The 24,668-nt window shown below is 66.7% G+C and carries 22 protein-coding genes, 1 tRNA gene and 1 pseudogene; 18 read left to right on the top strand and 6 right to left on the bottom strand.

Features of this window, described 5'->3' with window-relative positions:
* Positions 1-208 precede the first annotated feature (208 nt).
* Together C4S70_RS14300 and C4S70_RS14295 are read right to left on the bottom strand one after the other, a co-directional pair.
* Positions 209-295: transfer RNA gene (locus C4S70_RS14300), tRNA-Leu, on the bottom strand.
* Between the two features lie 323 nt (positions 296-618).
* A pseudogene (locus tag C4S70_RS14295) lies at positions 619-1,897 on the bottom strand (IS256 family transposase); the annotation flags it as partial.
* Between the two features lie 254 nt (positions 1,898-2,151).
* Between C4S70_RS14295 and C4S70_RS14290 the strand changes: the two are divergent.
* From C4S70_RS14290 to C4S70_RS14245, 10 genes are all read left to right on the top strand, one after another.
* Entirely contained in the window at positions 2,152-3,291 is a 1,140-nt protein-coding gene (locus tag C4S70_RS14290) for an ABC transporter substrate-binding protein (protein WP_104008789.1), read from the top strand.
* A gap of 54 nt (positions 3,292-3,345) precedes the next feature.
* Positions 3,346-4,266 carry a branched-chain amino acid ABC transporter permease gene (locus C4S70_RS14285; protein WP_104008788.1) on the top strand — a complete coding sequence of 307 codons (921 nt, stop codon included), beginning with the start codon at positions 3,346-3,348 and terminating at the stop codon, positions 4,264-4,266.
* Positions 4,263-5,246 (top strand): branched-chain amino acid ABC transporter permease, encoded by a 984-nt coding sequence (locus tag C4S70_RS14280; protein ID WP_104008787.1) that lies wholly within the window; start codon positions 4,263-4,265, stop codon positions 5,244-5,246. The genes C4S70_RS14285 and C4S70_RS14280 overlap by 4 nt, the downstream gene beginning before the upstream one ends.
* Positions 5,239-5,988, top strand: coding sequence for an ABC transporter ATP-binding protein (locus tag C4S70_RS14275; protein ID WP_104008786.1), 750 nt, complete (start codon positions 5,239-5,241; stop codon positions 5,986-5,988). The genes C4S70_RS14280 and C4S70_RS14275 overlap by 8 nt, the downstream gene beginning before the upstream one ends.
* Positions 5,985-6,674, top strand: coding sequence for an ABC transporter ATP-binding protein (locus C4S70_RS14270; RefSeq protein WP_104008785.1), 690 nt, complete (start codon positions 5,985-5,987; stop codon positions 6,672-6,674). The genes C4S70_RS14275 and C4S70_RS14270 overlap by 4 nt, the downstream gene beginning before the upstream one ends.
* A gap of 129 nt (positions 6,675-6,803) precedes the next feature.
* A complete protein-coding gene (locus C4S70_RS14265; protein ID WP_104008784.1) occupies positions 6,804-8,057 on the top strand; it encodes a sarcosine oxidase subunit beta family protein in 1,254 nt (417 codons plus the stop codon).
* Between the two features lie 61 nt (positions 8,058-8,118).
* Positions 8,119-8,382, top strand: coding sequence for a sarcosine oxidase subunit delta (locus C4S70_RS14260; protein ID WP_104008783.1), 264 nt, complete (start codon positions 8,119-8,121; stop codon positions 8,380-8,382).
* Positions 8,379-11,312, top strand: coding sequence for a sarcosine oxidase subunit alpha family protein (locus tag C4S70_RS14255; protein WP_104008782.1), 2,934 nt, complete (start codon positions 8,379-8,381; stop codon positions 11,310-11,312). Before C4S70_RS14260 ends, C4S70_RS14255 begins: the two co-directional genes overlap by 4 nt.
* Entirely contained in the window at positions 11,305-11,862 is a 558-nt protein-coding gene (locus C4S70_RS14250; RefSeq protein WP_104008781.1) for a sarcosine oxidase subunit gamma, read from the top strand. Before C4S70_RS14255 ends, C4S70_RS14250 begins: the two co-directional genes overlap by 8 nt.
* Before the next feature lie 235 nt (positions 11,863-12,097).
* The gene (locus C4S70_RS14245; protein ID WP_235003835.1) at positions 12,098-12,430 is read left to right on the top strand and encodes a hypothetical protein; all 333 of its coding nucleotides are present in this window, start codon (positions 12,098-12,100) and stop codon (positions 12,428-12,430) included.
* 7 nt (positions 12,431-12,437) lie between these two features.
* Here C4S70_RS14245 and C4S70_RS14240 read toward each other — a convergent pair whose 3' ends face one another.
* Positions 12,438-12,761 (bottom strand): HesB/IscA family protein, encoded by a 324-nt coding sequence (locus tag C4S70_RS14240; RefSeq protein WP_104008780.1) that lies wholly within the window; start codon positions 12,759-12,761, stop codon positions 12,438-12,440.
* A 76-nt stretch (positions 12,762-12,837) separates the two neighbouring features.
* On the opposite strand from C4S70_RS14240, the gene C4S70_RS14235 reads away from it, so the two are divergent.
* The 7 genes from C4S70_RS14235 to C4S70_RS14205 all read left to right on the top strand — a co-directional run bounded on the left by C4S70_RS14235 (position 12,838) and on the right by C4S70_RS14205 (position 19,813).
* Positions 12,838-14,028 carry a deoxyguanosinetriphosphate triphosphohydrolase gene (locus C4S70_RS14235; protein ID WP_104008779.1) on the top strand — a complete coding sequence of 397 codons (1,191 nt, stop codon included), beginning with the start codon at positions 12,838-12,840 and terminating at the stop codon, positions 14,026-14,028.
* Positions 14,029-14,148: 120 nt separating this feature from the next.
* Positions 14,149-15,894, top strand: coding sequence for an arginine--tRNA ligase (argS, locus tag C4S70_RS14230; RefSeq protein ID WP_104008778.1), 1,746 nt, complete (start codon positions 14,149-14,151; stop codon positions 15,892-15,894).
* A gap of 87 nt (positions 15,895-15,981) precedes the next feature.
* Positions 15,982-16,938, top strand: coding sequence for an SPOR domain-containing protein (locus C4S70_RS14225; RefSeq protein ID WP_104008777.1), 957 nt, complete (start codon positions 15,982-15,984; stop codon positions 16,936-16,938).
* Positions 16,935-17,927, top strand: coding sequence for a beta-N-acetylhexosaminidase (gene nagZ / locus C4S70_RS14220; protein ID WP_104008776.1), 993 nt, complete (start codon positions 16,935-16,937; stop codon positions 17,925-17,927). The genes C4S70_RS14225 and nagZ overlap by 4 nt, the downstream gene beginning before the upstream one ends.
* A gap of 4 nt (positions 17,928-17,931) precedes the next feature.
* On the top strand, positions 17,932-18,720 hold the full coding sequence (locus C4S70_RS14215; protein WP_104008775.1) for a segregation and condensation protein A: 789 nt from the start codon (positions 17,932-17,934) through the stop codon (positions 18,718-18,720).
* Positions 18,720-19,379 (top strand): SMC-Scp complex subunit ScpB, encoded by a 660-nt coding sequence (gene scpB, locus C4S70_RS14210; protein WP_104008774.1) that lies wholly within the window; start codon positions 18,720-18,722, stop codon positions 19,377-19,379. The genes C4S70_RS14215 and scpB overlap by 1 nt, the downstream gene beginning before the upstream one ends.
* Positions 19,380-19,588: 209 nt before the next feature.
* Positions 19,589-19,813, top strand: coding sequence for a hypothetical protein (locus C4S70_RS14205; protein WP_104008773.1), 225 nt, complete (start codon positions 19,589-19,591; stop codon positions 19,811-19,813).
* A gap of 6 nt (positions 19,814-19,819) precedes the next feature.
* Here the strand turns inward: C4S70_RS14205 and C4S70_RS14200 are convergent, their stop codons facing one another.
* The 3 genes from C4S70_RS14200 to acs form a co-directional block, all read right to left on the bottom strand.
* The gene (locus C4S70_RS14200) at positions 19,820-20,317 is read right to left on the bottom strand and encodes a flavin reductase family protein (protein WP_104008772.1); all 498 of its coding nucleotides are present in this window, start codon (positions 20,315-20,317) and stop codon (positions 19,820-19,822) included.
* Between the two features lie 147 nt (positions 20,318-20,464).
* Complete coding sequence (locus tag C4S70_RS14195) at positions 20,465-21,148, bottom strand: adenylate kinase (RefSeq protein ID WP_104008771.1); 684 nt, start codon at positions 21,146-21,148, stop codon at positions 20,465-20,467.
* Positions 21,149-21,158: 10 nt separating this feature from the next.
* The gene (acs, locus tag C4S70_RS14190) at positions 21,159-23,111 is read right to left on the bottom strand and encodes an acetate--CoA ligase (protein WP_104008770.1); all 1,953 of its coding nucleotides are present in this window, start codon (positions 23,109-23,111) and stop codon (positions 21,159-21,161) included.
* 543 nt (positions 23,112-23,654) lie between these two features.
* On the opposite strand from acs, the gene C4S70_RS14185 reads away from it, so the two are divergent.
* A complete protein-coding gene (locus C4S70_RS14185; RefSeq protein ID WP_104008769.1) occupies positions 23,655-24,668 on the top strand; it encodes a C4-dicarboxylate TRAP transporter substrate-binding protein in 1,014 nt (337 codons plus the stop codon).

The following is a 24,668-nucleotide window of genomic DNA, read 5'->3' as shown; positions in this document are numbered from 1 at the left end:
CCGCAAGCGCCCCCATTCCGCCCTTGGCGGCAAACCCCCAGCCGTGGTCTACTGGCTGAGAAAAGACGAAACCCAACCCGGTCAGCAGGAGCAAAGAGTAGCTTAAATCACGCCGGAAACTGTCCAGACATTGGGGAGTAGCTCATGGGCGCGGTAAGCTCAAAAGCATAAGCTTTTCAGCGACGTGCGGTTTTTGGGATAAAGTATCTGGTGCCCAGGAGAGGACTCGAACCTCCACGTCCATACGGACACTAGCACCTGAAGCTAGCGCGTCTACCAATTCCGCCACCTGGGCAGGTGTCGTGAGAAGGGCGTTTAATGCGAGTTTCGAGGGGTGTCAAACGCATTTCTATTTTTTTTCGAACTTTTTCCTGCGTTCAGGGGGTGATGCTGAATTAATGTAGTGAAAATAGGTGCTTAAGTTATGTTCGTGCGCGGAGGTTCGGCGGTTTCGATGGCCGAATCCCGGCGTTTCCGTGCGCGATGGCGATCAATGGGCGACAATGGAGATTCGCGGCGCTTCGATCTTTGGCCGGATAGCAGTGGGCAGATGCCTCGCGTCGGAGAGCTATGCCTGAAAATTGGTGACGGCGTGATCAGGCAGCGGTTCGAAGTTGCTTGCCCCCCCTCCTTGAAGACGATCCCCTGGACGAGTTCGGGCGAGCGGTTTGCACCGTCGAGCTTTCGCCGTCTGGTCTGTGCCGACATTATCAGTTTGAAGGCCATGGCCAGCCCGGTCTTGCGGCTCAGGCAGCCCTTGGTGCGCATTTTGCAATGCCTGACGGTGGCGAAGGTGCTCTCGATGGGGTTGCTCGTTCTGATATGCTTCCGTTGCTCGGCGGGGAAATCGTAGAATGCGAGCAGGACGTCCCGGTCCTTGACCAGCTTGGCCGCCGCCTTGTCGTATTTCACCCCGTAGGTCTCGACGAAGCAATCGAAGGCCGCTTCCGCCTCCGCCCTCGTTTCAGCCTGCCAGATGTCGTGCAGGCGGCCCTTGGCCCTGGGCTGCACGGATTTCGGCATCGCGTTCAGCACGTTCCCGGTATTGTGGACCCGACAACGCTGTTCACGCGCGCCGCCGAACACCTCCCGCAAAACAGACCGGAACCCCAAGGCGCCATCGCCGGTGGCAAGATCGGGCGCATGGACCATGCCCCGCCGCTTGAGGTCGAGCGGCAATTCGCGCCGGCTTCGGGTGCTCTCCCGGTAGCCGCCGGCGAGGCCCGGAACCTCCTTGCGGCCCCATCCATCCGCGCCGATCGGCACCAGAACGCATTGTTTTCCCTCGGCCATGCGCGGCCGGAAGCAGACGCCGTCGGCCCAGACATGAACAAACCGCCGGGCCCCGAGATCGCGGCGTTGCCAGCGTTCGCAATCCGTCCACCATTCTGCTTTCAGCCGCGAGATGGTGGTTGATGACAACCCTGCCGCATTCGGGCCCGGCAGCGCCGCAAGGGCCTCTTGAGAATCGCCGCTGGAAATGCCCTTGAGATAAAGCCACGGCAGCAGTTCCTCGATCGACTTCGCTTTTCGCAGATAGGGCGGCAGGATCGAGGACGTGAACCGAACCTTCTCGCCCGGCGGCTCGGTCGCGAACCCTGGGCACCTTCACCGGCACCGGGCCGATCCCGGTCATCACCTCGCGCTCCGGCAGATAGCCATGGCGCACAAGGCGCGAGCGGCCATCTTCGGTCTTGTCGTCGGTATGGGCGGCGAGCAGAGCGGCCAACTCCGCTTCCACGGCCTGCGCGATCAGGCGGCGCGCGCCGGAGCGCAGGATCTCCGTCAACGGGTCACGCGAAAATCCCGATGGATCAGGCAACGGCGTGATGGTAGGCTTCGTCGTGTGGCATATCCCTTTCTCACCAGAGAATTGACGGCGCGTGAACACCGCCATGATATGCCGCCCCTCAGGGGCCATTTCCAACTTTCGGCTATTTCTCGGCGTCGGATGCGCAACGCCGTTTCCAAGGCGCGGCGGCGGACCGGGTTGCGGCGTCGTGTCAATTCGGTCGGCCGCGGAATATTGTGCCGGCGCCGACATCTGACCGTTGCCACAGCGGAAATCTCCGGGTCATATGGCCAGAAGGGGCGCGCGGAGAAACACCGCACGCCGAGAAGACCGAGATTTTTGGGAGGAGGAGACCGACGATGAAAACAAGGAACCTGTTGCTGGCGGCCTGCGCCGCGGCGCTGATCGCGGGCTCGGCCGCGGCCGAGGCGGTGAAGGTGGGGATGATCACTACGCTGTCGGGGGGCGGCGCCAGCCTTGGCGTGGCGATCCGTGACGGCTTCATGCTGGCGGTCAAGCAGGCTGGGGCAAAGGATCTGGAGGTTATCGTCGAGGACGACCAGCGCAAGCCCGACATCGCGGTGCAGCTGGCCGACCGGATGATCCAGTCGGACAAGGTGGACATCCTGACCGGCATCGTCTGGTCGAACCTTGCCATGGCCGTGGTGCCCGCCGCGACCGCGCAGGGCAAGTTCTACATCTCGCCCAATGCCGGTCCCTCGGCGCTGGCAGGGAAGGGCTGCCACAAGAACTATTTCAACGCCGCCTGGCAGAACGACAACCTGCACGAGGCCGCCGGCGCCTATGCCAACCAAGCCGGCTACAAGAAGAGCTTCATCATGGCGCCGAACTACCCCGCCGGAGTGGATGCGCTGAACGGCTACAAGCGGTTCTACAAGGGCGAACTGGCTGGCGAGGTCTTTACCAAGCTGGGGCAGAAGGACTATGCCAGCGAGATCGCGCAGATCCGCGCCTCGGGGGCGGACAGCGTGTTCTTCTTCCTGCCCGGCGGCATGGGGATCGCGTTCCTCAAGCAATATGCGCAAAGCGGCGTGGACATTCCGCTGATCGGGCCGGCTTTCAGCTTTGACCAGGACATTCTGCAGGCGGTGGGCGACGCCGCACTTGGCGTGCGCAACACCAGCCAGTGGAACAAGGATCTGGACAACCCGGCCAACAAGGCCTTTGTCGAGGCCTTCGTGGCCGAATACGGCCGGCTGCCGTCGCTTTATGCCAGCCAGGGCTATGACACGGCGAACCTGATCCTTTCGGCGATGGCGAAGGCCGACGTGAAGGATGCCGATGCCTTCCGCGCGGCGCTGGAAGCGGCCGATTTCGACTCGGTCCGCGGCGCGTTCAAGTTCGGGCCGAACCATCACCCGATCCAGAACATCTATGTCCGTGAAGTGATCAAGGAAGGCGACGTCTATACCAACAAGACGATCGGCGTGGCGCTGGAAAACCACGCCGACGCCTACGCCAAAGACTGCAAGATGTAATGAACCGGGGCGGGGCGTGCGCAGTGCGCTCCGCCGTCAAGGGCAGGCGGGCGCATGTCGCTTACACTTCTTGTCGAGCAGATCCTGAACGGGATGCAGTTCGGGGTCACGCTGTTTCTGACGGCGTCCGGGCTGACGCTCGTATTCGGCGTGATGGGGCTCATCAACTTGGCGCACGGGTCGCTGTTCATGGTGGGCGCCTTTGCCGCCGCCGCGACCGCCGCGGCGACGGGCAGCTTTCTGCTGGCACTGGCCGCCAGCATCGCGGCCGCCGCCGCCGCAGGCGCGATCATCGAGGTCGGGGTGATCCGCAGGCTTTACGCCCGCGACCATCTGGATCAGGTGCTGGCGACCTTTGCGCTGATCCTGATCTTTTCCGAAGGCACCCGGTGGCTGTTCGGCTCCTTCCCGCTCTATCTGAGCATCCCCGACGCGCTGGCCGGGCCGGTCACGCTGCCCGGGGGGATCCGGTATCCGCTCTATCGGCTCATGACCATCGGGGTGGGCCTCGTGATCGCGCTTGGCCTCTATCTTCTGATCACCCGCACCCGGCTGGGCATCCGCATTCGCGCGGGCGAGGCCGACCGCGAAATCGTCGCGGCGCTGGGGGTGGACATCTCGCGGCTCTATACCGTGGTCTTTGCGCTGGGCGCGGCGCTGGCGGGGCTGGCCGGGGCGCTGGTGGGGGCGATCCAGTCGGTGCAGGTCGGCATGGGAGAGCCGGTGCTGATCCTGGCCTTCGTGGTGATCGTGATCGGCGGGATCGGCTCGATCCGCGGCTCGCTGGTGGGCGCGATCCTCGTGGGGCTGACCGACACGCTGGGGCGGTTCCTGCTGCCGGGATTCTTCCGGCTGTTCATGGACAATTCGGCGGCGACCTCGGTTGGGTCTGCGCTGGCCTCGATGCTGATCTACGTGCTGATGGCGACGATCCTGATCTGGCGGCCCACGGGCCTTTACGGGGCGCGGGCATGAGCCGGGAAGCGGTCCTGAACCTGATCCTCGCCGCCGGGTTCCTGGTCTTCCCGCTGTGGGCGTGGATGGCCGAGGAGCCGTTTCTCATCACGCTGGCCACCCGCGCGGCGATCTTCGCCATTGCCGGGGTGGGGCTCAACATCGCGTTGGGCTATGGCGGGCTGGTCAGCCTCGGCCATGCCGCGTTTTTCGGCATCGGCGGTTACGCGATGGGGATTCTCGCCAGTCACGCGCAGACTTACACGCCGCTGCTCGAGTGGCCGTTCCTGGTCGAGGGCACGAAATCCATGCCGGTGATCTGGATCGTGGCGATGCTGGCCTCGGCGCTGGCGGCGCTGGCGATCGGGGCGCTCAGCCTGCGCACCTCGGGCGCCTATTTCATCATGATCACGCTCGCCTTTGCGCAGATGCTTTACTATTTCGCGATCTCCTGGCCGGCCTATGGCGGCGAGGACGGGCTGCCGATCTATGTGCGCAACGGCTTTCCAGGGCTGAACACGCTGGATCCGATCCAGTTCTTTGCGCTGGTCTATGCCCTGATGCTGGCCACCATCGCGGTCGCGGCGCTGGTTCGGCGGGCACCCTTCGGGCTGGCGCTGAATGCCGCGCGGCAGGCGCCGGAACGGGTCCGGGCGGTGGGGATCTCACCCTACCGGCTGCGGCTGGCGGCCTTTGCGATCTCGGGCACGATCACGGGGCTGGCCGGGGCGCTCTTTGCCGATCTCAACCGCTTCGTCAGCCCCGCCATGTTCAGCTGGCAGACCTCGGGCGAGATCATGGTGTTCGTGATCCTTGGCGGCACGGCGCGGCTCTTTGGCCCCGTGGCGGGGGCGGCGCTGTTCATCGCGCTGGAACATCTTCTGGGGGGCGTGTCGGACTATTGGCACGTCTTTCTGGGCGCGCTTCTGCTGCTGGTGGTGCTCTTTGGCCGCAACGGAGTGGTCGGCATCCTTGCCGGACAGGAGGCGCGCCGTGGCTGAGCCGGTTCTCGCCGTCGAAGGGGTCTGCAAGAGCTTCGGCATGGTCCGGGCCTCGGACAACGTGACGCTGGACCTGCGGCCGGGCGAGATCCACGCGCTGATCGGGCCGAACGGGGCGGGGAAATCCACGCTGATCGAACAGATCTGCGGCGGGCTGGAACCGGATGCGGGGCGGATCACCTTTCTTGGCCGCGACGTGACCGGGCTGGGCACGGTGCAGCGGGCGCGGATGGGGCTGGCGCGGACCTTCCAGATTTCGGCGCTGGCGATGGAGGACACCGTGATCGAGAACGTCCTGCTGGGCGCGGTGGGCGCGGCCGGCGGGGCGTTCCGGTTCCTGCGTTCTGCGCTGCGGGACCGCGCCTTTCGTGCCCGTGCCGAGGCGGCGCTGGAACAGGTCGGCCTGGCGGAGGAACGCTGGATGCGCGCGGGCGATCTGAGCCATGGCCAGCGCCGCGCGCTCGAGGTCGCGGTGGCGCTCACGCTGTCGCCGCGCGCCTTTTTGATGGACGAACCCATGGCCGGGCTGGGGGCGAGTGGATCGCAGCGCATGACCGGATTGCTGCGCGAACTGAAGGCGCAGGCGCCGATCCTGCTGATCGAACACGACATGGACGCCGTGTTCTCGCTGGCCGACCGGGTCAGCGTGCTGGTGCAGGGCCGGGTGATCTTTACCGGCAGCGTGGCAGAGATCCGCGCCCACCCCGAGGTGCGCCGCGCCTATCTGGGAGAGGACGCATGACGCTGCTGCGGCTTGTCGATGTGTCGGCCTTTTACGGGCGGGCGCAGGCGCTGTTCAAGGTCAGCCTCGAGGTCGAAGAGGGGCAGGTGGTGGCGCTGATGGGCCGCAACGGGATGGGCAAGTCCACCACGATCAAGACGATCTGCCGGATGCTGCCGGTGGCGGGGGGCGAGATACTGTTCGACGGCCACGACCTGCGGCCGCTGCCCAGCCACCGCGCGGCACGGCTGGGGATCGGGCTGGTGCCCGAGGGGCGGCGCTGTTTTCCCAACCTCACCGTCGAAGAAAACCTGATCGCCACCGCCCGGCCCGGCTTCTGGGATCTGGCGACCGTGGCCGAGCTGTTCCCCCGGCTGGCCGAGCGGCGCGGACAGCTTGCGGCGTCGCTGTCGGGCGGCGAACAGCAGATGCTGGTGATCGGGCGGGCGCTGATGACCAACCCCCGGCTGCTGGTGCTGGACGAGGCGACCGAGGGGCTCGCCCCCATCGTGCGGCAGGAAATCTGGGCGGCGATCGAGCGGTTGAAGCGCGAGGCGGGGCTGTCGATCCTGATCGTGGACAAGTCGCTGAAGGAACTGGGCCGGATTGCCGACCGGGCCGTGATCCTGCAGCGGGGCGAAACCGTCTGGTCAGGGCCGATGGCGGATCTGTCCCCCGAGATCGCCCATTCATGGCTGGGGGTCTGAGCGGCGGCGGTCCGGCAACGGGTCGCTGGCTGACCTGCTTTTGTCGAAAAGGGCGGGCGCGGGCGGGGCGGGCGTTGATAGTCATGGAGCAAGCTGGTTTCATCGCGCCGATGCGGCGGGGAGTGTAGCATGCGATTTTCGGGATTGAGGGTTCTGTGGGAGGGGCTGACCGGCAACCGCGGGTGGGAGCCGCACTGGCGCGACCCCGCGCCGAAGTCCGAATATGACGTGGTCATCATCGGCGGCGGCGGGCATGGGCTCTCCACCGCCTATTACCTGGCGCGCGAGCATGGGATCACCAATGTCGCGGTGCTGGAAAAGGGTTACCTTGGCGGCGGCAATGTCGGGCGCAACACGACCATCGTGCGGGCCAATTACGGGCTGCCGGGCAATTCGGAATTCTACAGCCATTCGCTCAAGCTCTGGGAAGGGCTGGAGCAGGAACTGAACTACAACGTGATGATGTCGCAGCGGGGCGTTCTGAACTTGTTCCATTCGGACGGGCAGCGCGACGCCTTTGCCCGGCGCGGCAACGCGATGGTGAATCAGGGCGACGACGCGATCCTGCTGGATCGCGAGGGCGTGCGCCGGCTGGTGCCCTATCTCGATTTCGACAACGCGCGGTTTCCGGTCCATGGCGGGCTGTTCCATCCCCGCGGCGGCACGGCGCGCCACGACGCGGTGGCCTGGGGCTATGCGCGCGGCGCGGACCGGCGGGGCGTGGATCTGATCCAGAACTGCGAAGTGACGGGCATCGATATCGAAAACGGCCGGGTCCGGGGCGTGCAGACCACGCGCGGGGCGATCCGGGCCGGAAAGGTCGGGATCGTGGTCGCCGGGCGGTCGTCGCAGGTGGCGGCGATGGCGGGGATGCGGCTGCCGATCGAGAGCCATGTCCTGCAGGCCTTTGTCACCGAGGGGCTGAAGCCGGTGATCGACCATGTGGTGACCTTCGGCATGGGGCATTTCTACATCAGCCAGTCCGACAAGGGCGGGCTGGTCTTTGGCGGCGACATCGACATGTATGCCTCTTACGCCGCGCGCGGGAACCTTCCGGCGGTCGAGCATGTGATGGAGGCGGGCATGACGCTGATGCCGATGATCGGCAAGGCGCGCGTGCTGCGCAGCTGGGGCGGGATCATGGACATGAGCCCCGATGGCTCTCCCATCATCGACCGGACGGATGTCGAGGGGCTCTATCTGAACTGCGGCTGGAACTATGGCGGGTTCAAGGCGGTGCCGGCCTCGGGGCACTGTTTCGCGCATCTGATGGCGACGGACCGCTATCACGAGGCGGCGACCGGGTTCCGGTTGGACCGGTTCCGCACGGGATACGGCATCATCGACGAGGAAGGAACCGGGGCGCAGCACAACCTGCACTGAGGCACGGGCGGAGAGGTTCGGCAATGGGTATTTGTGACCAGAAAGAAGCAGGGGCGGGCGCATGAGGATTCCCTGTCCGATCTGCGGAGAGCGCGACCGGCGCGAATTCTACTACAAGGGCGCGGCGGTGGCGCTGGATCGGCCCGGTCCCGACGCGGGGGAGGCGGCGTGGGACGCCTATGTCTATCTGCGCGAAAACCCCGCGGGGCGGACCCGCGAGCTGTGGTATCACGAGGGCGGCTGTGGCGCCTGGCTGGTGGTGACGCGCGATACGGTGAGCCATGAGATATTCGGCGCCGAACTGGCCGGGGAGGCGGACGTATGAGGGTTGCGGGCAAGGGGCTGCTGGCCGGCGCGCGGCCGGTGACCTTCAGCTTTGACGGCGTGCGGTATCGGGGGCTGGAGGGGGATACGCTGGCCTCGGCGCTTCTGGCCAACGGGGTGCGGCTGGTGGGGCGGTCGTTCAAGTATCACCGCCCGCGCGGGGTGCTGACCGCCGGGTCGGAGGAGCCCAACGCGCTGTTGACCATCGGGCGCGGCGCGGGGCAGGAGCCGAATGTGCGCGCCACGGTGCAGGAGATTTATGATGGGCTCGAGGCGCGCAGTCAGAACCGTTGGCCGTCGCTGGGATTCGACCTGCTGTCGGTCAACGATCTGGCCGCGCCTTTTCTGGGCGCGGGGTTCTATTACAAAACCTTCATGTGGCCGAAATCCTTCTGGGAGAAGGTCTATGAGCCGCTGATCCGGCGCTCGGCCGGGCTGGGGGCGCTGTCGCGCGAGGCCAACCCGGACCGGTATGAAAAGGCGTTCGCGTTCTGTGACGTACTGGTGATCGGCGGGGGGCCGGCGGGGCTGATGGCGGCGCTGGCGGCGGGGCGCGCGGGGGCCGACGTGATCCTGGCCGACGAGGATGCCCGGATGGGCGGGCGGGCTCTGGCCGAGAGCTGGGAGATCGGCGGCCGGTCCGCGCATCTGTGGGTGGACGATGTTCTGGCCGAGCTGGCGGCGATGGAAAATGTCCGCCTGATGCCGCGCACCTGCGTGGTCGGGGCCTATGATCAAGGCACCTATGGCGCGTTGGAGCGGGTGGGGCAGCATCTGCCCCGGTCGGGTTCGGCGCGGCCGGTGGAATGTTTCTGGCGGATCGTGGCGCGGCGCGCGGTGCTGGCAGCGGGCGCGCTGGAGCGGCCGGTGGCGTTTCGCAACAACGACCGGCCCGGCATCATGATGGCAGGGGCGGTGCGGGCCTATCTGAACCGCTGGGGCGTGGCGCCGGGGCGGCGGGTGGCGGTCTTTGGCAACAACGACGACGCGCATCGCACGGCGCGAGATCTGGTGGCGGCGGGGGTGCATGTGGCCGGGCTGATCGACAGCCGCCATGACGCGCCCCGGGCGCGCGATTTCCGGGTCTGGCGCGGCGCGGTCGTGTGCGACAGCGCCGGACGCAAGGGGCTGGAGAACATCACCATCCGTACCGCGCGCGGCAAGGAGAAGCTGCAGGCCGATTGCCTGGCCATGTCGGGGGGCTGGAACCCCAGCGTGCATCTGGCCTGCCACATGAACGGGCGGCCCGTCTGGCGGCGCGACATCGCCGCCTTTGTGCCCTTGCCCGGCGCGGTGCCGGGGCTGGAGGCCGTCGGCGCCGCCAATGGCGCGTTCTCCACCGCCGCCTGTCTGCGCGAAGGAGCCGAGGCCGGGGCGCGGGCGGCGGAAGCTCTCGGGTTCGGGGCGGCGGTGCCGGATCTGCCGGAGGCCGAGGACGATCCCTGCCGCATCGCGCCGCTGTGGTCGGTGCCGGGCAGGGGGCGGGCCTGGCTCGATTTCCAGAACGACGTGACGGTGAAGGACGTGAAACAGGCGGCGGCCGAGAATTTCCGGTCGGTCGAGCACATGAAGCGCTATACCACGCAGGGCATGGCGACCGATCAGGGCAAGAATTCGAACGTCGCGGCGCTGGCGGTTTTGGCCGATGCCACGGGCCGGTCGATCCCCGAGACCGGCACGACGACCTTTCGCCCGCCCTATTCGCCGGTTTCCATCGCGGCGCTGGGCGCCGGCGCGCAGGGCAAGGGGTTCGCGCCAGAGCGGTTCTCCACCAGCCACGCCGCGAGCGTGGAGCACGGCGCGCCAATGATCGAGGCGGGGCTGTGGTATCGACCGAGCTATTTTCCGAAACCGGGCGAGACCCATTGGCGGCAGTCCTGCGACCGCGAGGTGCGGATGGTGCGCGAGGCGGTCGGGGTCTGCGACGTCTCGACTCTGGGAAAGATCGACCTGCAGGGGCCGGATGTGGGGGCGTTTCTGGATTTCGTCTATACCAACACCTTCAGCACGCTGAAGGTGGGCCGGGTGCGTTACGGGCTGATGCTGCGCGAGGACGGGTTCGTCATGGATGACGGCACCTGCGCACGGCTGGGCGAGAACCGCTGGCTGATGACCACCACGACCGCCGCCGCGGGCGAAGTGATGCGGCACCTGGAATGGGTGCACCAGGCGCTGCGCCCCGATCTGGATCTGCGCTTCGTTTCTGTGACCGAGCAATGGGCGCAGTTCGCCGTGGCGGGGCCGAAGGCGCGCGAGTTGCTGAACGGGCTTCTGGATGCGCCGCTGGCGCAAGCCGACTGGCCCTTCATGGCTTGCGGCGCGGTGTCGGTGCTGGGGGTTCGGGGGCGGCTTTTCCGCATTTCCTTCTCGGGTGAGCAGGGATACGAGATCGCGGTGCCGGCGCGTTTCGGCGACAGTCTGTTCCGCGAACTGGTGGCGCGGGCCGAGGCGCTGGGCGGCGGGCCCTACGGGATGGAGGCGCTGAACGTGCTGCGGATCGAGAAGGGGTTCATCACCCATGCCGAGATCCACGGCCGCACCACGGCCTATGACATCGGGATGCAGGGGATGGTGTCGGAGAAGAAGGACTGCATCGGCAAGACCCTGTCGCAGCGTGCGGGGCTGATGGATCCCGACCGCGAACGTCTGGTGGGGCTGAAACCGGTGGGCGCGGTCAAGCAGATCACCGCGGGCGCGCATCTGTTCAACCGGGGCGAGGCGCCGGTGCGGGTGAACGACCAGGGCTATGTGACTTCGGTGGGGTTCTCGCCGACGCTGGGGCACATGATCGGGCTGGCTTTCCTGCGGCGCGGGCCCGAGCGGATCGGTGAAGTGGTGCGGCTGGTCGATCACCTGCGCGGCATCGACACGGAATGCGAGGTGGTGAACCCGGTCTTCTACGACCCCGAGGGAGGGCGGATGCGTGGCTGAGCTGATTGCGAAGACCCCCTGCGAGGGGCTGCTGCCGTTGACCGTCGGCGGCGTGAGCCTGACCGAGGAGAACCCCGGCGTGATGACCGTCGTCGCGCCGTTCCGAGGCCGCGAGGCGGCGCTGGCGCAGGCGATGCGGGCGGCGCATGGGGTGGCGTTTCCCGCGCCGAACCGCAGTGCGGTCAGGGCGGGTGCGCGGGCGATCTGGTTCGGTCGGGGGCAGGCCCTGCTGGTCGGGCCGGAGCCGGATCCGTCGCTGGCGGAACATGCGGCGTTGACCGATCAGTCGGATGCCTGGGCGCTGGTGCGGATCGAGGGCGAACGGGTCGAGGACGTGCTGGCGCGGCTGGTGCCGGTCGATCTGCGGGTCCGGCTGTTCAAAAGGGGACATACCGCCCGGACGCTGATCGGGCACATGGCCGGATCGGTCACGCGCGTGGGGCCGCGGGCGTTTCAGTTAATTGTGTTCCGGTCGATGGCGGCGACGCTGGTGCATGAGGTGCGGACGGCGATGGAAGCAATTGCCGCGCGTGGGGTGCTGGAAGGGTGATGGGAGGGTTTCGGATCGGCTGTGCCAATCCGACCGATGCGGGGGGCGCTGCCCCCCGCGCCCCCCGGGGTATTTCGCACCAGAAAGAAGCGGGACGCCGGGCCATTTCAGGACGGGGGAGGGAGGCGATTTCCCTGAGGCGTGGCATCGATCCGTGCACCGCGGCGGTTCCATCGATCCGCGTCATGGTTTAGGGTCGGTCCGAGCATCGCAACCAGATCCGGGGATCGAAGGGATGAAGTTCGTCACCGCTGCCGTTTTTCCGGCCTTGCTGGCCGGTGCCGTCATGGCGCAGGAGGCGCAGTTGTCGAAGGAAGAGGACTGCCGCTATCAGGCGCAGGTGGCCGCAGCCGTGCAGAAGGCGCGGTTGGACGGGGTGCGGGAAAAGAAGGTGGCCGAGGCGATCGCCCGGAGCAAGCCGGACTGGCCGGCGCGCTACAACAACGCCATCCCGATTTTCGCGGGCGCGGTTTACGGGATGAAGAAGCGCGAATTGCGAAAGGTCGATCTGGGGGCGCAGTGGATGGAGATGTGCCTGTCGGGTGGCCAGCCGCCGGCTTCGGAGTGAGGCACGGTCAGATCGAAAACGATGTGCCGCAGCCGCAGGATGAAGTGGCGTTGGGGTTGTCGATCACGAAGCGCGCGCCGATCAGTTCCTGCGAGAAGTCGATCACCGCGTTGGACAGAAACGGCAACGAAACCGCGTCCACCACCACCTTTTCGCCGTTGCCTTCGAGCACGAGGTCGTCCTCTTTCGGCGTGTCGAGGTCGATCAGATACTGAAACCCCGAGCAGCCGCCGCCCTCGACGGCGACGCGCAGCGCCTTGCCCTGTCGTGCCGCGCCGATTTCGGCCAGGCGGGCAAAGGCGCGGTCGGTGACCTTGGGGGGAAGTTGCATGTGCGTCTCCGGTTTCCATCTGTCGCGGGGTGCAATATAGAAACGCCCGGGACAGGCGACAAGGACACAACCGCAGATGAAGGCGCCCTATGCCTCGGATCCGGGACGCAGCCGCGGGCGGCTGGTGCCCGAGGAGGAAAGCCACTTCCGGACCTGCTTTCAGCGCGACCGAGACCGGATCATTCATTCCAGCGCCTTCCGGCGGCTCAAGCACAAGACCCAGGTCTTTGTCGAACACGAAGGCGACTATTACCGCACGCGTCTGACCCATTCGATCGAGGTGGCGCAGGTGGGACGCACCATCGCCGGGGCGCTGGGGCTGAACGCCGAACTGACCGAGGCGGTGGCGCTGGCGCATGACCTGGGTCACACGCCCTTCGGGCACACCGGGGAGGATGCGCTGCATGCGCTGATGGCCCCATATGGCGGGTTCGACCACAACGCGCAGGCGATCCGGATCGTGACCGCGCTGGAGCGGCACTATGCCGAGTTCGACGGGCTGAACCTGACATGGGAGACGCTGGAGGCGATTGCCAAGCACAACGGGCCGGTGGTGGGCGACCTGCCCTGGGCGCTGGCGGAATACGATGCCCGGCACGACCTGGAACTGGCCACCCATGCGAGCGCAGAGGCGCAGGTGGCGGCGCTGTCGGATGACATCGCATACAACAACCACGATCTGCATGACGGGCTGCGGGCGGGGTTGTTTGCGGATGACGAACTGGCGGAATTGCCGGTTCTGCGTGACGCCTATGCCGAGGTGGATGCGCGGTATCCGGGGCTGGAATCCGGGCGGCGGCGGCATGAAGCGTTGCGGCGCTTCTTTGGCGTGATGGTCGAGGACGTGATCGAGACGGCAAAGGCGCTGCTGGCCGGGGTGGACGCGCGGAGCGTCGAGGAGATCCGCGCGGCGGGGCGGCCGGTGGTGCAGTTTTCCGGCGGGCTGTGGTCGGATCTGAAGGCGATCCGCGCCTTTCTGTTCCGGCGGATGTATCGCGCGCCTTCGGTCATGGAGATCCGGGCGCGGGTGGCGAAGGTGGTGGAGGAGCTGTTCGCGCTCTATATGGACGATCCCGCCCTGATGCCCGCGCGCTGGCAAGGCGATGTGGCGGCGTGTTGCGACGAGACGCAGCTGGCGCGGCTGGTGTCGGATTACATTTCGGGCATGACGGACCGCTTTGCGCTGCAGGAGCATGCGCGGCTGACCGGCGGGAGGGTGCTTGAGAGGCGCGCGTCGGGGCCCGGGCAGGCGGGGGAATGGCGCTGACGCGCCATGCCTCCGGCGGGAGTATTTGGGGCAAGATGAAGGACCGGGCGCAGGCCGGCGGGTGATTGACCTTGCCGCTGCCCGTGTTAAACCGCGCGGCGAACTGACGGGATCTGATAGATGAACCTTTTTGCGGAAATCCGGGGCCTCGTGATCGGGGCGCTCGAGCAGATGCAGGCGGGCGGCGAACTGCCCGGCGATGTGGCGTTCGACAACGTGTCGGTGGAGCCGCCGCGCGATACCGCCCATGGCGACATGGCGACCAATGCGGCGATGGTGCTGGCCAAGGCGGCAAGGCGCAAGCCGCGCGACATCGCCGAGGCGTTGGCGCCGCGTCTGGCCACGGACGCGCGGATCGAGGTGGCCGAGGTGGCGGGACCCGGCTTCATCAACCTGCGGCTGGCGCCGGGCGTCTGGCGGGGGATCGTCGCGGGCATTCTGGAGCATGGCATCGATTACGGCCGGTCGGACATGGGCGCGGGCCAGAAGGTCAACGTGGAATATGTCAGCGCCAATCCGACCGGGCCGCTGCATGTGGGGCACACGCGCGGGGCGGTGTTCGGCGATGCGCTGGCGAGCCTGCTGGACTATACCGGCCACGACGTGACGCGCGAGTATTACATCAACGATGGTGGCGCGCAGGTCGATGTACTCGCCCGGTCTGTCTATCTGCGCTATCTGGAGGCACTGGGACAGGAGGTCGCCTTCGAGGAAGGCACCTATCCCGGCGACTATCTGATTCCGGTGGGGCAGAAGCTGGCCGAGATGAAGGGCGACCGGTGGGTCGGCCAGCCCGAAAGCGTGTGGCTGGCGGAGATCCGCGAATTCGCCACCGACGAGATGATGGCCCTGATCCGCGAAGACCTCGCCGCGCTGGGCGTTGTGATGGACGTGTTCTTCAGCGAAAAGTCGCTTTATGGCACGGGCCGGATCGAGGCGGCGATCGAGGCGCTGCGTGAGAAGGGGCTGATCTATCGCGGCGTGCTGGAGCCGCCCAAGGGCAAGATGCCCGAGGACTGGGAGCCGCGCGAGCAGTTGCTGTTCCGGTCCACCGCGCATGGCGACGACGTGGACCGGCCGATCCAGAAATCGGACGGCAGCTGGACCTATTTCGCCCCCGACATCGCCTATCACTATGACAAGATCACGCGCGGCTTCGATCAGTTGATCGACGTCTTCGGCGCCGACCATGGCGGCTATGTCAAGCGGATGAAGGCCGCGGTGTCGGCGCTGTCGGACGGGCGTGTGCCGCTGGACATCAAGCTGACGCAGCTGGTCAAGCTGTGGAAGAACGGCGAACCGTTCAAGATGTCGAAACGCGCGGGCAACTTCGTCACCCTGCGCGACGTGGTGGACCAGGTGGGCCCGGACGTGACGCGGTTCGTGATGCTGACCCGCAAGAACGACGCGCCGCTGGACTTCGATTTCGACAAGGTGCTGGAGCAGAGCCGGGAGAACCCGGTCTTCTATGTCCAATACGCCCATGCCCGGGTGATGAGCGTGATGCGCAAGGCGGCCGAGGCGGGGATCGCCGCCGACGACGCGACCCTGCGCGCGGCGGATCTGTCGAAGCTCTCGCACGAGGCCGAGATCGCGGTGGCGAAGAAACTGGCCGAGTGGCCGCGGCTGGTGGAGATCGCCGCGCGCCTGCATGAACCGCACCGGATCGCATTCTACCTCTATGAACTTGCGGGCGACTTCCACGCGCTGTGGAACCGGGGCAACGATCTGCCCGAACTGCGGTTCCTGCAAGAGGGCGACGCGGCCACGAGCCAGGCCAAAATGGCGCTGGCGCGGGCCGTGGCCGTTGTCATTTCCGCCGGTCTTGGTATTCTTGGCGTCGAACCGGCCCAAGAGATGCGGTAACCCAAGCCGCCGGACTGCCGGTTCGTGGCAAACAGGCAATGAACCCGTGGCGCGGCGATTTCCGCGCCAGAGGGCAGTGAGGCAGAGATGGCGGATATCGATTACCCGGGCAATTACGGCCCGCAGGACGGGAGTCCGGAATCAGACGGCAACGCGGTTGGCAACCTCATCAGCATCGCCGGCGCCCTGACGTCTCTGGCGCTTGTGGTCGGGATCGGCGTCTGGGGCTACAAGCTGATGATGCGCGACGTGAGCGGTGTTCCCGTGGTGCGGGCGCTCGAAGGGCCGATGCGGGTGCAGCCCAAGGATCCCGGAGGCGAGGCGGCCGATTACCAGGGGCTGGCCGTGAACCGGATCGCCGCCGAAGGCGCGGCGGCGGAACCGCCCGAACGGGTGGTGCTGGCGCCCAGGCCCGTGGCGCTGACCGACGAGGACTTGCCCGAGGCGAAACTGTCGCCGGTCGCGGCGGAGGCGCCCGCTTCGGCCCAAACCATGTCGGATGCCGAAGTCGCGCAGCTGGTGGACGAACTGACGGGCAAGGTGAAGCCGATCAAGGTCTCGGCCCGGATAGAGCACCCGGCGCCACTGGCCGATGGCACCGGTGCCAAGCGGGTCGCCGCCCGTGTCGTGGCCAGCCCGGCGTCCGAACCGCGGCCGGCGGTTCTGGACGCGCCGGGGGTCAAGCTGTCGCTGCGCCCGATGGCCCGGCCCGCTCGCAAGGTGCCGGTCGAAACCCGGGTCGCCGTGAAGGAGCCAGAGGTGGCGCTGGATGTGGACCCGGCCTCGCTGCCCAAGGGCACGCGGCTGGTGCAGCTGGGCGCCTATCTTTCGGCCGAGATGGCCCGCGAGGCCTGGGGCCGGTTCGAGGCGCGCTTTGGCGATTACATGGCCGGCAAGCGGCGCGTAGTCGAACAGGCCAGCAGCGGTGGACGGACCTTCTATCGGTTGCGGGTGATGGGGTTCGAGGATCTCGCCGACTCGCGCCGATTCTGTGCCGCGCTGGTGGCCGAGGGCGCCGACTGTGTCCCGGTCACGGTGCGGTGAGTTTCGGCGCGACGATCCTGGATGCCGAGGGGCTGCGGCTGTCGGCCGAAGAAAGCGCGCTGTTCCGCGAGGCTGACCCGTTCGGCTTCATCCTGTTCGCCCGCAACATCGACGGTCCGGATCAAGTCCGCGCCCTGTGCGGCGACTTTCGCGAGGCCGTGGGCCGCGATTGCCCGATCTTGATCGACCAGGAAGGCGGCCGGGTGCAGCGGTTGCGCCCGCCGCTGGCGCGCGACTGGACCCCGCCGCTGGACTTCGCGCAGGCCGCCGGGGCGCGGGCGGAACGGGCAATGTATCTGCGCTATCGCCTGATCGCCGAGGAATTGCGGGCGCTGGGGATCGACGCCAATTGCGCGCCGCAGGCGGATGTGGCGCGGCCCGAGACGCATCCCTTTCTGAAGAACCGCTGTTACGGATTTGACGCCGAAACTGTCGTCCGGCTGGGACGGGCGGTCGCGCGGGGGCTGCTGGATGGCGGGGTTCTGCCGGTGCTGAAGCACATTCCCGGCCATGGACGGGCGCAACAGGACAGCCATCTGGACCTGCCGCATGTGGACGCGCCGGCCGAAGATCTGGCGGCGAGCGATTTCGCCGCGTTCCGCGCGCTGAACGATCTGCCGATGGGGATGACGGCGCATCTGGTCTATGACGCGATCGACCCGGTGCCTGCCACCCTGTCGCCGGCGGTGATGCGGCTCATCCGTGACGAGATCGGGTTTGGCGGGCTGATCATGACCGACGACATTTCGATGAAGGCGCTGCGCGGGAACCTTGCGGATATCGCCCGTCAGTCCCTGGCGGCGGGCTGTGACGTGGTGCTGCTGTGCAACGCTTCGCTGGCCGACCGCGCCGCCGTGGCCGAAGCCGCCGGACGCATGACCCCCGCCGCGCAGGCGCGGGCCGAGGCGGCGCTGGCCTGCCGGAGCGCGCCGCTTCCGCTTGACATTCGCGCGGCCGAGTCGGACCTTTCCGACCTCATGCGCGGATGACCAGATGACCGAAGACCTCTTTCGCGAAGATCAGATGTCGGTGCAGGAGCGGCTGGCCGCCGAGGCCCTGATCGTCGATGTGGACGGGTTCGAGGGGCCGCTGGACGTGCTGCTGACGCTGTCGCGCACGCAGAAGGTGGATCTGCGCCGGATCTCGGTGCTGCAACTGGCCCGGCAGTATCTGGCCTTCGTCGACCGCGCCAAGGCGCTGCGGATCGAACTGGCCGCCGACTATCTGGTGATGGCGGCCTGGCTGGCCTTTCTGAAGTCCCGCCTTCTGCTGCCGCCGGACCCGGCCGAGGAAGGGCCGTCGGGCGAGGAACTGGCGGCGCATCTGGCCTTTCAGCTGGAGCGGTTGCAGGCGATGCGGGACATGGCCGCGCGGCTGATGGCGCGGGACCGGCTGGGGCGGGATTTCTTCGCCCGCGGCCAGTCCGAGGACGTGACGCGCGTGCGGCGCGTGACCTATTCGGCGACGCTTCTCGAACTGATGCAGGCCTATGCCCGAATCCGCACCCGTGACGAGTTCCGCCCCTTCGTGATGGATCGCGATTCGGTCTTTACCATGGAACAGGCGCTGGAACGAATGCGGCCGCTGATCGGCTTTGCGGGCACGTGGACCGATCTGACAAGTTATCTGCCCGACGGATGGGAGACGGACCCTGTGCGGCGGCGGTCGGCTACGGCAGCGACCTTTGCCGCCTCGCTGGAGTTGGTGAAGGAGGGGCATCTGGAGATCCGGCAGGCGGAGATGTTCGCGCCGATCCAGCTGCGCAGGAAGGACAAGCATTGATGGACGAACGGGAAGAGGACATCACCGAGAGCCTGTTCGAGGCCCCGCCGATGGCCGAACAGGAGCGCATGGTTGAGGCGATGCTGTTCGCCAGCGCCGAGCCGGTGACGATCCGCGACATGGAGGCGCGGATGCCGCATGGCTGCGACGCGGCAGAGGCGGTGGCGCATCTGCGCCGGCGCTACGAGGGGCGCGGCGTGCGGGTGGTGCGTGTGGGCGACGCCTGGGCGATCCGCACCGCGCCGGATCTGGGCTTTCTGATGCAGAAGGAGACGGTGGAGCAGCGCAAGCTGTCCCGCGCGGCGATCGAGACGCTGGCGATCATCGCCTATCACCAGCCCTGCACCCGCGCCGAGATCGAAGAGATCCGCGGTGTGAGCGTTAGCCGCGGCACGATCGACCAGCTGCTCGAGATGGGCTGGATCCGGTTTGGGCGGCGCAAGATGACGCCGGGGCGGCCGGTGACCTTTGTGGTGACGCCGGAATTTCTGGATCATTTCGGGCTGGAGAGCGCGCGGGATCTGCCGGGGCTGAAGGAGTTGCGTGCCGCGGGGCTGTTGGAAAGCCGTCCGCCACCGGGTGCGATGCCGCTGGGCGTCGGGGGAGAGGACGAAGAGGAGGCGGGCGGCGAGGGTCAGCCCGAGTTGTTCGACGAATAGCGGGCGTTTCGGATTGGCTGCGCCAATCCGACCGAGGCGGGGGGCGCCGCCCCCCGCGCCCCCCGGGGTATTTGCGCCCAGAAAGAAGCAGGAGCGGCTATTGGGATGCGGCTTTGGCAGGCAGGGGGGGCCAACCGTTTGCCGGAAACCTGCCCAGCAATCGGCGCAATCGGATGATATAAGGGGTGTGGGCAGCGAGAGGACCAGTCATGAATGCGAACCGGTTGATCAACATGGTGATACGCCAGGTTCTGCGGCGTTTCATCAACTTCGGGATAAATGCGGGGATCGACGCCTATGCCAGCCGTGGGCAGGCGCGTGACCCCGAACGCCGGCCCGCGCCGGACGAGCGCGCGCAACGGCGGCAGGCGAAGCAGACCGCGCGGCGGGTCCGGCAGATGGCAAAGCTGACCCGGCGGATCGGGCGGTTCTGAGTTCGTTCAGTCCAGCGGAAAGAACCCGCCATAGGCGCCGTGCTTGAACATCAGCCCCTTGCCGGTGTGGAAGGTGGCGCTTTGCACCTGGCCCACGACGATGGAGTGGTCCCCGCCGGGGTGCACGGCGGTGCGGCGGCATTCGAAACGGGCGAGACAACCCGACAGGATGGGCAGGTCGTTGGCGAGCGTCCAGTCAATGCCGTGGAAGTCATCCCCGGTCCGGGCGAAATGCATGGCGATGTCCTGCTGCTCTTCGGCCATGACGTGGATCGCGTAGCGGTCCGCGGCGACGAAGGCGTCGTGCCGCAAGGACGCGCGGGCCGGGCACCACAGCACCAGCGGTGGATCCAGCGAGACGCTGGCGAAGGAATTGGCCGTCATCGCCAGAGGGCCCCGTTCCGTCATGGTCGTCACCACGGTGACACCCGTTCCGAAACAGGCCAGCGCCTCGCGATAGGCGCGGGCGGTATCCGGGCCGGGGATGATGGTCTTTTCGCTCATGGGTTTCGTGCGTAGTGGTCCTGACCTGTTGGGGTGCCATGGACGGCCGGGTTTGTCCATGCCCGCAACGGCAACGGTCGGGAGGGGGCCGAAAAAGAAAAGACGCCGCGCAGAAGCGCGCGGCGTCCGAATCGCAACGGAAGGCGGTCAGCAGGTGGCCTGTTCCACGATCCGCGCCAGGTCGGCGGCGATGGCGTCGATTTCGCCCATCGCGTCGATTTCCCGCAGCACGCCCTTGTCGCGGTAATAGGCGATCAGCGGCGCGGTCTGGGCGTGATAGGCGGCCAGACGGCTGGCCACGGTTTCGGCGTTGTCGTCGGCGCGGCGCGTAAACGCGGTCCCGCCGCATTTGTCGCAGATGCCGTTCTGCGCCGGCTGTTTGAAGCTGTCGTGCCAGCCCTCGCCACAGTTCGCACAGGTGTAGCGGCCCGAAATGCGCGTGACCATCGCCGCGTCTTCGACTTCGAGCGACACCGCAGCGTTGATCTTCTGCCCGGTTTCGGCGAGCAGCGCGTCCAGCGCCTCGGCCTGGACGGTCGTGCGCGGGAACCCGTCGAGGATCACGCCGCGGGCGCAGTCCGGTTCGGCCAGCCGGTCGCGCAGGATCGCGATCACGATATCATCGCTGACCAGCTCGCCCGCCTCCATCACCGCCTGTGCCGCGCGGCCGGCTTCGGTGCCCGCCGCCACGGCCGCGCGCAGCAGATCGCCGGTGGAGAGCTGGACCAGTCCGAACCGATCCTGAAGCATCCGCGCCTGCGTGCCCTTCCCGGCGCCCGGAGGGCCGAGAAGGATCAGAACCGCGGGAGTGGTGTTCACGGCAGCGTCCATGCCCGCCCCCTTAGGTGTTGGCCCGGTTGGCGATCAGGTCATCGACCACCGACGGATCGGCCAGCGTCGAGGTGTCGCCCAGGTTGCCGAAGTCGTTCTCGGCGATCTTGCGCAGGATGCGGCGCATGATCTTGCCCGACCGGGTCTTGGGCAGGCCCGGCGCCCACTGGATCACGTCCGGCGTGGCGATCGGACCGATCTCCTTGCGGACCCACTGGCGCAGCTCTTCGCGCAGTTCGTCGGTATATTCCTCGCCCGCCATCAGGGTGACATAGCAGTAGATGCCCTGGCCCTTGACCGGGTGCGGATAGCCGACCACGGCGGCCTCGGACACCTTGGGATGCGCCACCAGCGCGCTTTCGACCTCGGCGGTGCCCATGCGGTGGCCCGAGACGTTGATCACGTCATCCACGCGGCCGGTGATCCAGTAATACCCGTCCGCGTCGCGCCGGCAGCCGTCGCCCGAGAAGTAATAGCCCTTGTAGTCGCTGAAATAGGTCTTCACGAAGCGTTCGTGGTCGCCGAACACGGTGCGCATCTGGCCCGGCCAGCTGTCCTTCATGCACAGCACGCCTTCGGCCTCGGTGGTGGTGATTTCCTCGCCCGACTGGGCATCGAGCACCACCGGCTGAACCCCGAAGAAGGGCTTGGTCGCCGAACCGGGCTTGGTCGGGATCGCGCCGGGCAGGGGGGTCAGCAGATGCCCGCCGGTTTCGGTCTGCCACCAGGTATCGACGATCGGGCAGCGGCCCTTGCCGACATGGTCATTGTACCAGTGCCAGGCCTCGGGGTTGATCGGCTCGCCCACGGTGCCCAGAACCTTGAGGCTCGACAGGTCGTAGGGGTCCACGAATTGCGGGCCCTGGCCCATCAGCGCCCGGATCGCGGTGGGCGCGGTGTAGAACTGGTTGACCTTGTGCTTTTCGCACACGGCCCAGAACCGGCCGGCATCGGGGTAGGTGGGCACGCCCTCGAACATCAGCGTGGTGGCGCCATTGGCAAGCGGCCCATAGACGATGTAGCTGTGGCCGGTCACCCAGCCCACGTCCGCCGTGCACCAGAAGATGTCGCCGTCGTGATAGTCGAACACGTATTTGTGGGTCAGCGAGACATAGAGAAGGTAGCCGCCCGAGGTATGCAGCACGCCCTTGGGCTTGCCGGTGGAGCCGGAGGTGTAGAGGATGAACAGCGGATCCTCCGCGCCCATCGGTTCGGGAGGGCAGTCGGCCGAGGCCTCGGCCATCAGCGCCTCGTAGGAATGGTCGCGGCCCTCCTTCATGCCGGGGCCGCCGCCGGTGCGAGACACCACCAGCATCGGCACGTCGCCGCAGATTTCCATCGCCTTGTCGGCATTGGCCTTGAGCGGCGTGTTGCGCCCGCCGCGGGGGGCTTCGTCGGCGGTGATGACCAGCTTGGCGCTGCAATCCTCGATCCGGCTGGCCAGCGCGTCGGGGCTGAAGCCGCCGAACACCACCGAATGGATCGCGCCGATCCGGGCACAGGCCAGCATGGCAAACGCGGCCTCGGGGATCATCGGCATATACAGCACGACCCGGTCGCCCTTGGCAATGCCCAGCCCCTTGAGCACGTTGCCCAGCTTGCTGACCTGTTCGTGCAGTTCGCGATAGGTGATGTGCCTGGCCGGCGCGTTCGGATCATCCGGTTCCCAGATGATCGCGGTCTGGTCGCCGCGGGTGTCAAGGTGGCGGTCGATGCAGTTGGCGGCGACGTTCAGCACGCCGTCCTCGAACCACTTGATCGATACATTCGGGTATTCGAAGGTCGTGTTCTTGACCTTGGTATAGGGCTTGATCCAGTCGAGCGTCTTGCCCTGTTCGCCCCAGAACGCTTCGGGGTCGTTCACCGAAGCGGCATACATCTCTTCGTATTTTGCCCCGTCGATATGCGCCTGTGCGACGAATTCCGGCGACGGCGGATACACCTCGTTTTCGCTGTGGGTCATTGGAGGCTCCTCCCTCTGACTGTTTCAATGGCCTTCGGCAACCGCGGGCGCATGGCGGCGCGGCAATCTGCGCCAATCCCGCCCGGAACGGTTCCACCCCGGCAGGGATACCCGGAACGGTTCCACCCCGGCAGGGATAATAGCGGGGGGTGAAAATATGTGAATAACCTGCCGTAAAGTAACGATTTGTTTGTAAAAGTTTTTCGGGGTTTCTGAAAAATCTGTAAACCACTCGGGAAATGGTCGGAAAATCCGTTCAGCCATAAGGCATTGGCTGTCAACCGGGACGGGGGCGTCAATCTCTGTGGGGCGCGAAACCGCGCCGGGAAAGAATAGTGCCGACACCAAAGTCGGTGTGACATTTTGTTTCGGCGCGCTCGGGCCCTGTCCGACTCGCCCCGCCGCCTCGGTCGGGCCGGCACCGGAATTTCGCGCGGATGCGCGGATCCCCGGGGCGCCGGGGGCTTGGCATGGTCGAGGCAAGCCGCTAGCCTGCGGACCAATCGGGCCGATGAACGGTCCGGCACAACCGGGAGGACATTCATGAACAAGCACCTGACCGGCGCGATTGCCGCCGCCCTGACCGTTGCCTTCGCCGCCGAGGCCTCTGCGACCGAGTGGAACGTGTCGCTGTGGGGCAAGCGGCGGGCCTTTACCGAGCATGTCGAGAAGCTGGCCGAGCTGGTGGCCGAAAAGACCAATGGCGAGTTCACGCTGAACATCAGCTATGGCGGCCTGTCCAAGAACAAGGAAAACCTGGACGGCATCAGCATCGGCGCCTTCGAGATGGCGCAGTTCTGCGCGGGCTATCACCGCGACAAGAACCGCACCATTACCGTGCTCGAGCTGCCCTTCCTCGGCGTCAGCAATCTTGAGGAGGAAGTGGCCGTTTCCAATGCGGTCTATGCCCATCCGGCGGTGCAGAAGGAAATGGCGAAGTGGAACGCCAAGCTGCTGATGACCTCGCCCATGCCGCAATACAACCTCGTCGGCACCGGCGAGCCGCGCGACACGCTGGAAAAGATGAAAGGGATGCGCGTTCGTGCCACCGGCGGGCTGGGCAAGGCGTTCGAGGCGATCGGCGCCGTGCCTACCAGCGTGACCGCGACCGAGGCCTACAACGCGATGGAATCGGGCGTGGTGGACACGGTGGCCTTTGCCCCGCATGCGCATCTGGCATTTGGCACCATCAACATCGCCGACTGGTGGACCGAGAACCTCAACCCCGGCACGGTGAACTGCCCCGTCGTGGTGAACATCGACGCATACGAGGCGCTGTCGGATGCCGAGCGCGAGGCGCTTGACAGCTCGATCGACGAGGCGATCGCCCATTACCTCGACAATTACGGCAAGCTGCTGGAGAAGTGGGATTCCATCCTGGCCGAGAAGGGCGTGCAGAAGGTGCATATCGCCGATGCCGAGATCGAGAAGTTCAAGAAGGCGGCCGCCCCGGTCAAGGACCAGTGGATCGCGGACATGACCGCGCAAGGGCTGCCCGCCCAGGAACTCTATGATCTGGTGCAGGACACCCTGAAAAAGGTGCGCGGCGGCAGCTGA

It is taken from the genome of Jhaorihella thermophila (genome assembly GCF_900108275.1).
Classification (GTDB): domain Bacteria; phylum Pseudomonadota; class Alphaproteobacteria; order Rhodobacterales; family Rhodobacteraceae; genus Jhaorihella; species Jhaorihella thermophila.
Note: the sequence above shows the minus strand (reverse complement) of the source record. Positions and strands in the feature narration are given on the sequence as shown.

Bases quoted from the DNA above. Each gene is read 5' to 3' on its own strand.
- C4S70_RS14290 (WP_104008789.1), top strand. From the start codon at position 2,152: ATGAAAACAAGGAACCTGTTGCTGGCGGCCTGCGCCGCGGCGCTGATC.
- C4S70_RS14285 (WP_104008788.1), top strand. From the start codon at position 3,346: ATGTCGCTTACACTTCTTGTCGAGCAGATCCTGAACGGGATGCAGTTC.
- C4S70_RS14280 (WP_104008787.1), top strand. From the start codon at position 4,263: ATGAGCCGGGAAGCGGTCCTGAACCTGATCCTCGCCGCCGGGTTCCTG.
- C4S70_RS14270 (WP_104008785.1), top strand. From the start codon at position 5,985: ATGACGCTGCTGCGGCTTGTCGATGTGTCGGCCTTTTACGGGCGGGCG.
- C4S70_RS14265 (WP_104008784.1), top strand. From the start codon at position 6,804: ATGCGATTTTCGGGATTGAGGGTTCTGTGGGAGGGGCTGACCGGCAAC.
- C4S70_RS14260 (WP_104008783.1), top strand. From the start codon at position 8,119: ATGAGGATTCCCTGTCCGATCTGCGGAGAGCGCGACCGGCGCGAATTC.
- C4S70_RS14255 (WP_104008782.1), top strand. From the start codon at position 8,379: ATGAGGGTTGCGGGCAAGGGGCTGCTGGCCGGCGCGCGGCCGGTGACC.
- C4S70_RS14245 (WP_235003835.1), top strand. From the start codon at position 12,098: ATGAAGTTCGTCACCGCTGCCGTTTTTCCGGCCTTGCTGGCCGGTGCC.
- C4S70_RS14240 (WP_104008780.1), bottom strand. From the start codon at position 12,761: ATGCAACTTCCCCCCAAGGTCACCGACCGCGCCTTTGCCCGCCTGGCC.
- C4S70_RS14235 (WP_104008779.1), top strand. From the start codon at position 12,838: ATGAAGGCGCCCTATGCCTCGGATCCGGGACGCAGCCGCGGGCGGCTG.
- argS (WP_104008778.1), top strand. From the start codon at position 14,149: ATGAACCTTTTTGCGGAAATCCGGGGCCTCGTGATCGGGGCGCTCGAG.
- C4S70_RS14225 (WP_104008777.1), top strand. From the start codon at position 15,982: ATGGCGGATATCGATTACCCGGGCAATTACGGCCCGCAGGACGGGAGT.
- C4S70_RS14215 (WP_104008775.1), top strand. From the start codon at position 17,932: ATGACCGAAGACCTCTTTCGCGAAGATCAGATGTCGGTGCAGGAGCGG.
- scpB (WP_104008774.1), top strand. From the start codon at position 18,720: ATGGACGAACGGGAAGAGGACATCACCGAGAGCCTGTTCGAGGCCCCG.
- C4S70_RS14205 (WP_104008773.1), top strand. From the start codon at position 19,589: ATGAATGCGAACCGGTTGATCAACATGGTGATACGCCAGGTTCTGCGG.
- C4S70_RS14200 (WP_104008772.1), bottom strand. From the start codon at position 20,317: ATGAGCGAAAAGACCATCATCCCCGGCCCGGATACCGCCCGCGCCTAT.
- C4S70_RS14195 (WP_104008771.1), bottom strand. From the start codon at position 21,148: ATGGACGCTGCCGTGAACACCACTCCCGCGGTTCTGATCCTTCTCGGC.
- acs (WP_104008770.1), bottom strand. From the start codon at position 23,111: ATGACCCACAGCGAAAACGAGGTGTATCCGCCGTCGCCGGAATTCGTC.
- C4S70_RS14185 (WP_104008769.1), top strand. From the start codon at position 23,655: ATGAACAAGCACCTGACCGGCGCGATTGCCGCCGCCCTGACCGTTGCC.